The sequence below is a fragment of the Pseudoalteromonas sp. MB41 genome (assembly GCF_020966275.1).
Lineage (GTDB): Bacteria > Pseudomonadota > Gammaproteobacteria > Enterobacterales > Alteromonadaceae > Pseudoalteromonas > Pseudoalteromonas lipolytica.
Map to the genome: position 1 here is coordinate 44,397 of NZ_JAJJZF010000022.1, position 11,786 is coordinate 56,182.

Annotated in this window: 11 protein-coding genes, 1 other RNA gene and 1 pseudogene; 6 read left to right on the forward strand and 7 right to left on the reverse strand. The window is 35.9% G+C overall.

The window, feature by feature from the left end:
- The first annotated feature begins 77 nt into the window (after nt 1–77).
- The 3 genes from LPA49_RS17395 to LPA49_RS17405 all read left to right on the forward strand — a co-directional run bounded on the left by LPA49_RS17395 (nt 78) and on the right by LPA49_RS17405 (nt 2,126).
- Complete coding sequence (locus LPA49_RS17395; protein WP_036969689.1) at nt 78–941, forward strand: DUF3014 domain-containing protein; 864 nt, start codon at nt 78–80, stop codon at nt 939–941.
- A gap of 136 nt (nt 942–1,077) precedes the next feature.
- An RNA gene (gene ffs / locus LPA49_RS17400) (signal recognition particle sRNA small type) lies at nt 1,078–1,174 on the forward strand.
- 454 nt (nt 1,175–1,628) lie between these two features.
- The gene (locus tag LPA49_RS17405) at nt 1,629–2,126 is read left to right on the forward strand and encodes a zinc-ribbon domain containing protein (protein ID WP_074988615.1); all 498 of its coding nucleotides are present in this window, start codon (nt 1,629–1,631) and stop codon (nt 2,124–2,126) included.
- Nucleotides 2,127–2,460: 334 nt separating this feature from the next.
- Here LPA49_RS17405 and LPA49_RS17410 read toward each other — a convergent pair whose 3' ends face one another.
- Nucleotides 2,461–3,687 (reverse strand): HNH endonuclease, encoded by a 1,227-nt coding sequence (locus tag LPA49_RS17410; RefSeq protein ID WP_230237341.1) that lies wholly within the window; start codon nt 3,685–3,687, stop codon nt 2,461–2,463.
- The gene (locus tag LPA49_RS17415) at nt 3,680–5,452 is read right to left on the reverse strand and encodes an AAA family ATPase (RefSeq protein WP_230237343.1); all 1,773 of its coding nucleotides are present in this window, start codon (nt 5,450–5,452) and stop codon (nt 3,680–3,682) included. The genes LPA49_RS17410 and LPA49_RS17415 overlap by 8 nt, the downstream gene beginning before the upstream one ends.
- A gap of 182 nt (nt 5,453–5,634) precedes the next feature.
- On the opposite strand from LPA49_RS17415, the gene LPA49_RS17420 reads away from it, so the two are divergent.
- The gene (locus LPA49_RS17420) at nt 5,635–5,937 is read left to right on the forward strand and encodes a helix-turn-helix domain-containing protein (RefSeq protein WP_230237345.1); all 303 of its coding nucleotides are present in this window, start codon (nt 5,635–5,637) and stop codon (nt 5,935–5,937) included.
- A gap of 2 nt (nt 5,938–5,939) precedes the next feature.
- Here the strand turns inward: LPA49_RS17420 and LPA49_RS17425 are convergent, their stop codons facing one another.
- The 3 genes from LPA49_RS17425 to LPA49_RS17435 are packed head-to-tail and all read right to left on the reverse strand — an operon-like array spanning nt 5,940 to nt 7,709.
- A complete protein-coding gene (locus LPA49_RS17425; protein WP_175078938.1) occupies nt 5,940–6,704 on the reverse strand; it encodes an ATP-binding protein in 765 nt (254 codons plus the stop codon).
- 56 nt (nt 6,705–6,760) lie between these two features.
- Nucleotides 6,761–7,417 carry a site-specific DNA-methyltransferase gene (locus tag LPA49_RS17430; protein WP_230237347.1) on the reverse strand — a complete coding sequence of 219 codons (657 nt, stop codon included), beginning with the start codon at nt 7,415–7,417 and terminating at the stop codon, nt 6,761–6,763.
- A gap of 13 nt (nt 7,418–7,430) precedes the next feature.
- Complete coding sequence (locus LPA49_RS17435) at nt 7,431–7,709, reverse strand: hypothetical protein (protein ID WP_230237349.1); 279 nt, start codon at nt 7,707–7,709, stop codon at nt 7,431–7,433.
- A gap of 181 nt (nt 7,710–7,890) precedes the next feature.
- Between LPA49_RS17435 and LPA49_RS17440 the strand changes: the two genes are divergently transcribed.
- Together LPA49_RS17440 and LPA49_RS17445 are read left to right on the forward strand one after the other, a co-directional pair.
- On the forward strand, nt 7,891–8,022 hold the full coding sequence (locus LPA49_RS17440) for a TniQ family protein (protein WP_230237351.1): 132 nt from the start codon (nt 7,891–7,893) through the stop codon (nt 8,020–8,022).
- Nucleotides 8,023–8,601: 579 nt separating this feature from the next.
- Nucleotides 8,602–9,165 (forward strand): annotated as a pseudogene (locus LPA49_RS17445) (cytochrome b); the annotation flags it as partial.
- Nucleotides 9,166–9,534: 369 nt separating this feature from the next.
- On the opposite strand, the gene LPA49_RS17450 reads toward LPA49_RS17445, so the two are convergent.
- Both LPA49_RS17450 and LPA49_RS17455 read right to left on the reverse strand, forming a co-directional pair.
- On the reverse strand, nt 9,535–10,914 hold the full coding sequence (locus LPA49_RS17450; protein ID WP_074988610.1) for an alpha-amylase family glycosyl hydrolase: 1,380 nt from the start codon (nt 10,912–10,914) through the stop codon (nt 9,535–9,537).
- 250 nt (nt 10,915–11,164) lie between these two features.
- The gene (locus LPA49_RS17455; protein WP_075594278.1) at nt 11,165–11,365 is read right to left on the reverse strand and encodes a hypothetical protein; all 201 of its coding nucleotides are present in this window, start codon (nt 11,363–11,365) and stop codon (nt 11,165–11,167) included.
- Nucleotides 11,366–11,786 lie beyond the last annotated feature (421 nt).

Below are 11,786 nucleotides of genomic sequence, written 5' to 3' on the forward strand. Positions count from 1 at the left end.
AGAAGCAAAGTTTACCTTACTGGTAATATTAATTTTGTCGTGTTTTTTTGTCTGTTTTTTATATTAAGGGAGTGTGTATGTCAGAGCATTCGTCAGATACCGAATTAGAAAAGCGTCCTGGGAATAACAATCTCATTTTTGCAGTTGTTATTGTTATTATTGTAGCCTGTGTTGCGGCGTTTATTTTTTTACAGCCAGACGACAAACCGACGCAAGTAGTCGAAGACGTTGTTATCGAAGAAACGCCAATGGCTGAATATAACGAGCCAGCGCCGGAACCCGAAGTAACAGAGCCAACCCCAGACCCTGTTGCGGTTGAACGCCCAGAGCAACGAGCTGTTGAACCTGAGCCAGAGGTTAAGCCTCTGCCTACATTAAACGACAGTGATGAGGTCGTTGTGGCTCGTATGGACGAATTATTAACAGATCAAGTCATGAGTTTAATGGTGACCGATGATCTTATTCGCCGTGGTGTGGTTTATGTTGATAACCTAGCCAAAGGCAAAGTTGCATTGAGCCATGCGCCCGTTGAGCGCCCTAAAGAGTCATTCATGGTTATCGAAGGGGATATTTTAACGATTGACCCAAATAGTTATGAGCGTTACACCCCGTATGTAAAATTATTTACCAGCTTAAGTGCTGCACAAGCGATTCGTATTTATGACGAATACAAACCGCTTATTAATGAAGCATACGCAGAAATTGGTTATCAAGGTGATGCCTTTACGCAAACACTTGAAGAAGCGATTGATGTACTACTCGATACCCCAGAACCCAAAGGTGATATGCCGTTAGTGCGTAACTCAGTGACTTATCAATATGCTTATTCAGAATGGGAAAACTTACCCGATGCGCAAAAACAATTATTGCGTATGGGCCCAGAAAATATGAAAAAAGTAAAAGCAGCATTGCGTAACATAAAAGCTGAACTTGAAAAGTAAACATAAAAGCCCCTAAATACAGTGCGATTGTATACCAAGTATGCAATCGCACTTTCTTTTTCGAATACCCCTTGAATAACGAGCCAAAAGTAGAGATAATCCCTCCCGCGCCAAACAAGGCCCTCAATGGTAGTCTTATTGGTCCTCTCGCAACACTAGCAGGTGAACCTGGTCAGGCCCGGAAGGGAGCAGCCACAGCGTGTGACGTGTGTGCCGAGATGTGGCTGGTAAGACTGCCACCCAAATTCTTATTGGGTGTCGTTTGAAGTAAAAAATGACATAAATTGAAAGTATAAAGTGACATGGCTTTGTACCTAACTAAGTAGTACTTAACTAAATAGAACTTAACTAAGTACTAAATAACTCATTCACATGTACAAAAAAAATAAACACCGCCTGTTAAATCCTCCAGTAAGTTATAAACAAAAAATAAATCTAGCTGTTTAGTTGAATCTGCTTTCGATGAGTATAAAAATCCCCTCTAATTCACCTTATGTAGAGCTGTTTATTAACTCTTTGATGCGGCATAAACAAGAAACAAGCTATCTTGGGTGATCAAAACCACTATACCGCTATAATTGAAAACGGCACTTTTGCGAAAGCGTATCATAGAGCTAATGTTGATTAAGTTATCGGCTATGTGCAAAATGAAAAACCTGATCCTACTTAATTAGCACTTCTAGGCTTATGACGAAGAAAGATAGCATTCCGAGCTATGTTACTCACCCAAGATATGGCGATCGCCCAGTTATATCATCAGATGAAGTGCCTGCATGCGCAATTGAAAGTGCACATTGGCGTTACTCAAGCCTTAATTACTTTGCTGAAACAGCGATTTTTGCAGACACTTCTAAGCAGAATTTTGCTATTTACCCCCGCAAGATTTATGTAGACATTGAAGAAATGTGTGACGTATGTTGCAGGCCTTTCATTTTCTTTGCGCAAGAGCAGAAGCACTGGTTTGAAGAGCTGGGATTTTGGATCGACGCCCACTGCACAAGGTGTATTGAATGTAGAAAAAAAGATCAAGGCGTCCGATTTATGCATAAGCGATATCAAAAACTTATTACTTTAAAAGCAAGAACGCCACCCCAGAATAGGGAGCTCAAGCAAATAGCTATTGAGCTTTATAAGCTGGGGTATATACGAGATAAAAACAAGCTGAATATTGATATAGAAAGCTAACAATGTAAATCACTTGCTCCTAATTGCAGCGTCACACAACTCAGTGAGCCGCCGTTGATTACCTGTACTTTATGTATTTACTTATGCATTAATGAAAAGTACAAAACCCTCACAACCAAGCATTTGGAGTACTGTTTCCTGATGTACCAAACCTATTTATCTTGCCCGTTGCAGAAACTACAGCAAGCGAAGTTGAGCGCTACTCACTTTATAAACCTGAAAGCGCCCAAGATGAAGATCCGTTTATAGCGGGTTTACTGACCGAATGCATATTAGTCAGTTTTTGAGGAAGTGAAAATCTACACTGTAGTACTGAACTATATAGCCTATACCATCATTCATTTAGTTTGATTTTACTTTTGGCAATCATGTTGAGAGAATCTACTTTGAGTACTTGTAAATTTTCATTTCGGGGTGAAGCTTTAATATTAATACCAAAGTGCAAGTCTATTTCTTCATGATCATTCTCATTCAAGTGCACTAAGTCTAGAAACTTATCCCCACACTCTTTGATAAAGTTATACTTCTTTTTTACTTTTAAAAATTCATTTTTAAATTTGTCTTCGTTATAAATTGTTTCTAATTTAAACAGTTTAGAATTTTTCTTAATAGACTCATCTCTTATGATCAATTCAACTTCAACATCTTTTAATTCAAGGTTTTTATCATAAAAATTAGGGTTAGCTATATTAAATTTGAAGAAAGGCTTTTGATAATCTATTGATTTTTCATAAGGGTTTGCATAGCCCAAAGTAGATACTGAAGCTTTGTACCTCTCATTACAACGTTCACCAGCTGGAATTAAGTTTGAAAGTGTAGTTGCTAGAAATGGAAACTTTGATTTCGGATAGAAATGATCGAATGCTGGACGGTACCTAGCATCATTCTCAAAAATAGAGGTAATGTCTTCTTGATTACAATATGGACACACCGAAATTTTCAATTCTTTAATCAGTTCGTAACCAAATTTTTGAGCCATAATGTGGTATTTAAATGCTTTTGAAAACTCTATTACCCATTTAGGTATAACTTTTAATCCTTTAGATAAGCTTGTTTTACCATGCTTTAAATTACTTAACTCTACTAATGCATCTCTTTTTTCTGATGCTTTTCTGTTGACTCTACGGTTGATCTTAAGAGATTTCTCTAGGAAGTTGCTTGGATTATTAATGAAAAAGTCACTTAGATCTTTTAATGTCGTTTTAAATAAAACATTAATTTTGGCTGTTTCTTTTGCCTCAGTAAGGTTTAAAGCTTCAATTTCTTGTAAGTTATAATTTAGTTTAAGATTTATCAGAAAGAGTTCAGGGCAGTAATATTCTAAAAGCTCAGGAAATTTTTCATAAATATCAGTGATAACTAAGTGTAAATTTTGGGCTCCCTCAAATGTAATGCTTTCTAGCTTATTTTTTGAGAAATAAGTAATTAGCCTTTTGCGAACTTCTTTATCATGTATTGACTTCGCTAGCTTATCAATATTAGGAACCAAATTTTCTTCGACAACAAACTTTTTGTATTGAGCTGTGAGGTCTGGACATTTTACTGGAGTAATTTTAATCATTTTTTTTCAGGAACATTTCTTGAATGTCTTTATCTGGTATTTGTTTTATTAGGTACCTATCAAGGGAGCTAATTTTTTTATATTTCTTAGCTAAAAATAGTTGCTCGATAGTTTCTCTGGCTAATTCGCCAAATGTAGAATCCAAGTGCATACCATCGAGGTATAAGTCGTTAATTCTGGTGCCGAAACCATTTGATTTTTCCTGTGTTATTTTGCCATCAATCTTAGTAATTGAAACTATATCATCGGGTAGAAAGTCACTTAGTATGATAGGAGAGTGTGTTGTCAAAATTGTATTTATAGTTGCTCGTTTCATTCCATTGTGGTCTTTAAAGTGGTTTATTATATCAATAACCTCACTAACAACTTTTCTTTGCCACTCTGGGTGAAGGTAGGCATCTATTTCATCTACAAGTAACTGAATATTTGAATAGCCTCGTGATATTAGTTGTTGTATGCCAGTGAAAATACGAGATTGTAGCTTTAATCTTGCCTCCTCACCCGAACTCAGACCATACCAACCATATGTAAAGTTATCACCAGTAAAGTAATTTAAATCGTTAAATTTTTCAGAGATTTCAGCTATTAGATGACTGTCATCAATATCGAAATAAATATATTTGGTATCAGATAGTATGCTTATATTTTTATCTAGTAATGATTGAGTCATTTCTTCTAGTTCATTTCTAAAGCTTTCGGACTCATAAACTACATCTTCAACTGCATCATTTTTATCGAGGAGGTTATTTTCATCAATATGATATTTAATAATTTCAGGTACTCTTTCATTTGAATGTGAAGCTAGGAAAATGATATTTATATAAAACCACGCCCTATCATTTGGATCACTTATTTTTAAAGAGGCTTTTTTTAAGAAGTCACTTATCAAAAAGTTGTGTATATACCAAAATACATCATCGCTATGCCTGTCATTTTTTATATTTGATAGTAAGTACTTGGTTAAAGATTTTTTTATTACAGTCCCAGTTATTTGGTGCTCTCTAGAAATATTATTTATCGAGAATGTTATTTCGTTATTTTCTAAGGCTCTTTCTTTATTCTTATCAGCTTCCTCCATTACTAAATGATGAAAATAACGATTTTTCAATAATTTAGAAACATTCTCATTAGTTAGCTTATTTACTGCTTGTTCAAGGTAATTTTTACTTGAGGGGTAAATGTGGAACCTAAATGATAAAGGTGCTCCAATTACACTTTTTTTATAGTTGAAATATTCAGCATACTTTAATTCCCTAGCAACCTCAGCCATAAGAATTTTTTTCTTTGCGACTCTTTTTTCAAGGAATTTATTTGAAGATAACTTTAGTACATTCTTTTTTTCTTTACTGTGTTCATTGAAAGTAAATTTATTTAAGTCAAAAAGGTTGGTTATAAAAAGTAGACTAGACCTGTTGTTTGATTCGTACTCATTAATAGGGTTGTCATTAAGGAATATTTCTGATAAAGAGTTGTTTTTTATATAGTACTTTGAGTCAATGTCATTCCAGAAAACAGCTGTACCAATACCAACGATTTCGTTGAAGGCTCCTTCAATAAACTCTAAAATTGATGTTTTACCTGCCCCATTTTTGCCAATTATTAGTTTTATATTTTGTCCACGATAATATTTTTCTTTAAATTTACAATGCTGTTTTTTTACATGAATATGAGGTTTATCGAAATCACAGATGAATTTTTGATTCAGATTTACGAAGAGATCTTTAATACCTTTATATTCATCAATGTATATACAAACAAGTTCCATATGAGAAAGCTACAATTTTTATGATAGACATAGACTGCTAGATCCTAAGCATTTTTTAAAGAAGAAAAGTGAAAAAGTTAGATTAAAGTATAAATTTAAGTGAAACTAAAATATCCTTAGTACACTTATGGGTTAGATACTAAGAGAATCTTAGCATAATATAATTTATTGCTAAGGTTCTCATGGAAACTCCAACACCTTCACGCCTAAAATCTGCAAGAAAAGCAGCAGGTCTTACTCAGCAACAGCTAGGTATGGCGTTAGGCATGGAGCCAAACACGGCTAGTGCTCGCATGAACCAATACGAAAAGGGCAAACATGCTCCAGATTTTTTAACTATGAAACGCATTGCTAAAGAGCTAGATGTGCCAGTAGCTTATTTTTATTGTGAAGAAGATGTTTTGGCTAAATTGATATGTGAATTTGGGAAGTTAAGTCTAGAAGATCAAAAAAGCATCTTAGGTATAGTTTTATCAAAAAAATAAAATCAAAAGCTTGGTTGCATGCGTTCAATTATGTAATCTTGCAACGCTAACCCTTGAAGTTTTTGTTTACAACCATTCACTCTAACCCAAGTTTTACCTGAAGAATTAAAAAAGAGCTTAGGGTTATTAGATTTTGGAACGTTTACTTCTAATACAAATCCAGATTCAACTCCTAAAACCAAATGAAAAATAATTCTAATCTTAGTGGGATCAATGGATGGTTGAATGACATTGATTTTTGCATTGATTACTTTATTTATTTCATCCTTTTGATGAGTGTTTAATTTAAGGCATTTAACAACACCATCGTCACATATGCCCCAAAATATGCTGCCACCCGAACTATTTAAAAAAGCAATTATATATTCATCTACTTGGTTCTGTATGGAATTTGTAGGGCTTAACCCTTTAACTTCTTTAAACTCATGCGTTAAATCTTCTTCAAGTAGGCACTTTTTTCCTTCAATGAATTGGTAGTTTTCTGATTGTGTTGTTTGCTCAAATTGATCTGGTAGTGACTCAAAAAATTTTCGAAGTTGGTTTATTGATCTAGGACTCATTCTAATGGCTTTGGAAAGCTTGCTTAATGTACCATGCTCTTGAAGCAGTGAGTCTAATTGAGCAATAGCCTGTTCTTTTCCAACAAGCTGCCCCCAGCTTTCAATCTTTCTATTTCTTTGTGGTCCACTCTGGAGTCCTCCTGGATAATAAACAGCATTAATTGCATCAAAAGCATTTTGTAAATTCCAGTTTTTATTAATAATCAAATGACAGCACCGTGTTTAATCGTGTTATGTGGATAAGCATTTTGAAGTATTACTTATCATATATTTTTTCTATCAAAGAAATGTTGATGAGCAGATTCTGAAATATCACATCCGATAGCTTGTCGATTTAAGTTATTGGCTGCAACTAAAGTAGCTCCTGAGCCAAAAAAAGGGTCAGCGACGATTTCATTTTCATTACTGCTTTGAGAGATAAGCGTTTCAATTAACTTAACTGGTTTTTCAGTAGGGTAGCCCCTGTATACTCTTTTACACGTGAGGATATCTGGAACGCTTAGATCATTTAACTTGCGCTTACCTTTCTCGAAAAAAAGAATATATTCGTGTCTAGCTCTGTAATGGTAACCCATTCCAATAGTCACTTTATCCCAAATTATTGGTTTCCAAAACTTGAAACCAACTTTTTCAGCTATGGGCTTAATATAAAACATTGTTTCCTGATCGCAGAATAGATAAAAATGTGAACCTTTTTTTAGTACTCTGTATATTTCAACTAGTAGTTCTTCAAAACGATTATTTGGAAATATGTCGAACCATTGATTACTTGATGATTTACTTACTTTTAGGCGAGTGGTTGTTCCTATTTTTCGATGTTTTTCTAGTGATTCGTAGGGTGGGTCAGTAATTAAAAGGTCAACACTTTCGGTTGAAAGTGTTGATAACCAATTTACCGCATCATCTTTATATACTTGCATTAAGTCTCTTTAGTTAAAGTGTGCTGCACAAGCGGCCATTGTGAAAAGCTTTCGAAGCAACGCCCTTTTTTAATCGTCGACAATCAATGCAATAACTTTGATATCCATCAGGATTGCGAGCTGTTTTACGAGCAGGAGTAATCCCAAAAGAAGCCGGATATGGATGGAATATATGTTCAGAAGTATTTGCCTCTGAGCAATGAGGGCATGATTTAAATTTTTGACCAGTTGATGAATCTTTTTTTTGAACCATACCGCTATTTAAAGCTTTGCCACAGCAGTTACAAGCCATAAGAATCTCCTTATAAGTTAGCTCTGTATTTTTAAATTTGAGTTTTTATGATGTTAAAGGCCATTAATACATCCTTTAGAAATGCCGTATACTCCTTACAGTATCAGATATTGTACTTTTGTGAAGTACGAGTGATTTAACGATCTAATTTATTTAACATAAACTAAGATTTTCTTAGTTTATGATGGAGATGCATTTCTTAGTTCAAACAAAACCTTATCCAGATGAGGCGCTTGAAAGCTATTTACCAAGGCTTGCGAGAGAGAATTCATACGATGGCTATAGTGAGCTTGCTGATATTTTATGGCAATAGCTTACAGAGCAAGATCATGAGCCTGAAGGTGGGTTGTTTAGCAAGGTCGATGTTTATCATGCTAGGTAAGCGAGCAGCTTTAGAATATGAGCACTTAAGTTAGCAGCTCAATTAGCAGATACAAACAATGCTAATGTTCTTATGCTTACATGGCGGCGCAATAACTTTAAATTTGGCAACCTAGCAGCAGCGAGCCGAAATGAACTGACAATTCCTCTTGAGCTACTTAGTACTTATAACATATCTGTATGCATTGAATGCTTGTTTGAATCGTCCCCTTTGTTTGCTTCACCTCAGTTGTTTATAGCTCTTAAACGCACGTTATTTTTTAAAACGATCACTTTAGGTTATCGTTTTTATCCTCGATATTTAATTTTAATAACATACATAAGTTTATTTTAAGTTTAATAAATTACAGTTAAGTGCAAGCAAAGTAGTAAGCAAGAAAGTAGTAAACAAAAAAGTTAAAAGTAACTCATTTTATGTTTTAGAACATGAAAACAAGGATGAGTATACGCTAGGCTAATTCTGCACATTTATTACGCATAAAAAGAGCACTTATCTGAATGCGTTTTTTACAAAAGAGGCATTATGAATTTTAAAAATACAACAACTCATTACAATACACTCTCTATTGCCTTGCACTGGCTAATGTTTATATTAATTGTCACTGTTTTTGGCAGTATTGAACTACGTGAGTTATTTGAAAAAGGCACTGAAACCCGTGATGCCTTTAAAATGTGGCATTTTATGTTGGGTTTATCTGTTTTAGTTTTAGTGTGTGTGAGGGTAATTGTGCGCTTGGCGAGTGGCTCGTTACCTGCTATTCAGCCTGAGCCTGCAAAGTGGCAAAGTACACTTGCTAAATGTGTACACGTTTTGCTGTATGTCTTTATGTTTACTATGCCGATAGCGGGTTGGTTAATCTTGAGTATGGCAGGTAAACCTGTGCCATTTTTTGGTGTAGAGCTCCCCCCATTGGCAAGTGAAAACAAAGAGCTTGGTAAAACCATAAAAGAAATACACGAAACAGCAGGTGAGGTTGGGTATTACTTAATAGGCTTACATGCTGCGGCTGCATTATTTCACCATTATGTTTTGGCAGATAACACTTTTAAACGTATGTTGTTTTCTAAAAAATAAACACATTACAAAAGCCAAAATGGTGGAGCTTTAAGGTCTGGTATCACAATTATCAAGGTCTGCTCATGCGTGTGAGCTTAATGTAACGATGCAATAAGTCATTTAAGTCGGCCCGTTGGCTCGCTCTACATTGCCAACGTTTACAAATTATAGTTGGCCTTTTTAGTCACTTTATCGTTGATTTTATTGCGAAACCGCTGTGCTTTAATTTATTTTTAGCACGGCTAAATCAGCGATGCATAACAGCCAAGGCATAACAGAAGCTATGACAACCAAGTTTTAAAGAGCGAAACTTATTTTATCAACACCTTGTTTTTGAACCTTAAAACAGCCCTCTTAATTAAGAGAGCTGTTATGTACCTAAGGTCGTTATTTTTCGAACACCTTAAACCCCCAAGCGGGCAAACTTAACGTTGTGTCGTTGGTAAAGTTAACCGTTTTCCCCGATAGCGCCTCTTTATATTCACCGATAAATAATGGTTCTTTAAAGTTCACTGTTTGCGGTTCTTTGGATAGGTTAAATACTGCAAAGACTTTTTCATCGCCTTTTGCGCGTACGAAGCTAAGAACGTGTTTTGGAGCCGTGTTTGGTACGTGTACCATACGCCCACCAAATTGGCCATTCCACAGGGCTTCGTTACGATGTTTGAGTGCAAATAGTGATTTATATAAATCACCGATTGGGTGGGGTTGCCACTTAATCGGATCGCGCTCAAAAAAGGCGAGTCGTCTATCGTTTCCTGCTTCTTGACCGTTATAAATCATTGGGAAACCTTCACCTACGACCGATAACGTAATGACCGCTTCAAGTGCGTCACCGTAGGTTTCAAACATAGTCCCTTCCCATGCATTCGAGTCGTGATTGGCAACCCCTACAAGCCTATAAGCCTCTACAGGGAATGCGCTTTCGTTCCAAGAATAGTAAACAAACAGAGCGCTCACATCGGCATGGCCATTAACTATTTTGTGCATGTGTTCTGACCATGACCACGCATAGGTCATATCAAAGGCTTCAGCGTGTAAATCACGAGACTCCCATTCTGCTAGCATTAATACGGGTTTTATTTCATCGAGTTCGCGACGTACATTATTCCAAAAATCAACGGGAACGAAACCGGCTACGTCACAACGATAGCCATCTACACCGACTTCTTTTACCCAGAACTTCATAGACTCTGTCATGTATTCACGCAGCGCAGGTTTTGAGTAATCGAAGTCGATTATGTCAGACCAATCCCACCAAGGCGTTGGTCTAAATTGTCCTTGGTAGTCACGCTCGTACCAATCAGGGTGCTCATAGCGCAGCCAGTTATCCCATGCACTGTGATTCGCCACCCAATCTAAAATAACGTACATGCCCATGTTATGCGCTTCACTTACAAAGGTTTTTAAGTCATCAAGGGTGCCCAGTTCAGGGTTTACTTTTCTGTAGTCTTTGACTGAATATGGGCTGCCGAGAGTGCCTTTACGGTTTTCTTCGCCAATTGGGTGTACGGGCATTAACCAGATTATGTCGACACCTAACTCTTTTAAACGAGGTAACTGCTTTTTAGCTGCGTTAAAGGTGCCTTCGGGCGTAAATTGACGGGTGTTTAGTTGATACATTACCGCATTTTTTGACCAGTCGGGGTGAGTGATCTTTACATAGGGCTTTGGCTCGTAAACATGGGATGTTGACGTGGTTTGCGTACAGGCAGTGAGCACACACAGTGTGAGTATTAGTAAACTTTTTTGCAGAAATGAATTCATGTGATTCCTTAAACACAGTTGAATAACAGCATGTGATTAAAATATATACTTCAAATCGCGGTGCAACAATAAAGTGCATACGTATTCACTTTTAATTTACATAATCGATTAAGTGATGTATTTGCTGTGTTTTCGTAGTTATTTTTTGATGTTTTCTGGAATGGTTAAGTTTATTTAGGGGTGCCTTTATCAATAAACAAAACGGCTAGCTAATATTAAGCACTGATAGCCGTTATGTGATCTAGGGAAATTAAGCAGAGATGAAAAATGCAGATTTATTGGGATCCCAGCTGACGAGCTGTTTGATTTCAAGCTCTTTCATAATGGTTAATAATTCAAACTCGCTCAGGCAGCAATCTTGTTTGAGTTTTTCCAGTGAAATTTCTTTGTTACGGCTACGAAGTTTAGAGGCCAACATAATACGGTAAATTAATTTTGATTTACGGCTCATAACATTCTCCCTCCTTATTTTTTTATGCAATGACACTGCTTATTGAGAGTGTTTTACTGTTTTGGATTAAAGCATGGGTTGAATGACTATGGCTCATCATTTTTATCTCGTCAATTTATGTCTAAATGTTAATGCGTCAGTGGTAAAAAACGTTCAAAAACCTGTTTTATATTCGCAAAATAATGCATTGAAAAATAAGCTGTTATTTATCTAAAAACAGTAATAGGTAGGCTGCATATTTAATTGAATTAACTAACAAGCTTAGTATCTCATTGTTTTAGCTTGATTTTTACTAAAAGATTTGTTCAATACGTTTTGTGTATTTAATGGCTATGTGTTTAGTGAATGGCATACAGAGTAAGCTAGCAAGCGTTTTAAAAGAGGCGGTTGCAACTATGTTATCGGGCATTTTTTAAGGCTG

Excerpts from the sequence above, each read along its gene's own strand:
- LPA49_RS17395 (WP_036969689.1), top strand. The coding sequence starts at position 78 with ATGTCAGAGCATTCGTCAGATACCGAATTAGAAAAGCGTCCTGGGAAT.
- LPA49_RS17405 (WP_074988615.1), top strand. The coding sequence starts at position 1,629 with ATGACGAAGAAAGATAGCATTCCGAGCTATGTTACTCACCCAAGATAT.
- LPA49_RS17410 (WP_230237341.1), bottom strand. The coding sequence starts at position 3,687 with ATGATTAAAATTACTCCAGTAAAATGTCCAGACCTCACAGCTCAATAC.
- LPA49_RS17415 (WP_230237343.1), bottom strand. The coding sequence starts at position 5,452 with ATGGAACTTGTTTGTATATACATTGATGAATATAAAGGTATTAAAGAT.
- LPA49_RS17420 (WP_230237345.1), top strand. The coding sequence starts at position 5,635 with ATGGAAACTCCAACACCTTCACGCCTAAAATCTGCAAGAAAAGCAGCA.
- LPA49_RS17430 (WP_230237347.1), bottom strand. The coding sequence starts at position 7,417 with ATGCAAGTATATAAAGATGATGCGGTAAATTGGTTATCAACACTTTCA.
- LPA49_RS17435 (WP_230237349.1), bottom strand. The coding sequence starts at position 7,709 with ATGGCTTGTAACTGCTGTGGCAAAGCTTTAAATAGCGGTATGGTTCAA.
- LPA49_RS17440 (WP_230237351.1), top strand. The coding sequence starts at position 7,891 with ATGATGGAGATGCATTTCTTAGTTCAAACAAAACCTTATCCAGATGAG.
- LPA49_RS17450 (WP_074988610.1), bottom strand. The coding sequence starts at position 10,914 with ATGAATTCATTTCTGCAAAAAAGTTTACTAATACTCACACTGTGTGTG.
- LPA49_RS17455 (WP_075594278.1), bottom strand. The coding sequence starts at position 11,365 with ATGAGCCGTAAATCAAAATTAATTTACCGTATTATGTTGGCCTCTAAA.